This is a genomic window from Priestia sp. P5_B4 (genome assembly GCF_056400385.1).
In genome coordinates, this window is the sequence record NZ_JBFULJ010001411.1 from 1 (window position 1) to 638 (window position 638).

Annotated in this window: 1 protein-coding gene; it reads left to right on the top strand. The window is 36.6% G+C overall.

The window, feature by feature from the left end; translation table 11 throughout:
- Window positions 1–154: 154 nt before the first annotated feature.
- A partial coding sequence (locus tag AC1DRF_RS31285; RefSeq protein ID WP_477742737.1) for a class I SAM-dependent methyltransferase occupies window positions 155–638 on the top strand: 484 nt, incomplete at its 3' end.

Sequence of the window (638 nt, forward strand, 5' to 3'; positions counted from 1 at the left end):
GTTCGGATCTTCCTTCAACTAAAATACGTTTGTCCCATCCTCCTTTTTGTTTTCTTAAGAATTCTTAAGAAATTTACTTAACGTTTCTTTAGATTTTTTTTCTATTCTAGAAAGAAAGAGTAGAAAGAAGGAATAGAAAAYGAATTTAGCTTTTATGTATCAATATTTTCACCAGCCGCGAACGGTAGGCGCACTTTTGCCGAGCTCTACGCACTTAGCGAAAAAAATGGTAAAAGGGATTGATTTTGAACATGCAGACTGTATAGTAGAGTACGGGCCAGGAACCGGAGTTTTTACCCGTGAATTAATAAGAAGACGAAGCGCTTGTACAACTTTGCTTCTTATCGAATACAATCGGCATTTTTACGAAAAAGTAAAGGAACAAGTAAGAGATGAAAAAAATGTGTATGTGATACACGGATCCGCCGAAAACGTTCAAAAGTACTTGATACAGTATGATATTCCAAAAGTGGATTACGTACTATCAGGTCTTCCTTTTGCTTCTTTAACGTCTGAAGTGTCGGACAGTATTTTGCAAAACACGCGCAGTGTATTAGCGAAGGAAGGGAAATTTATTACGTTTCAGTATACGAATTTAAAAAAACAGCTGATCCGCTCGTTTTTCCCTCAGATTAAAG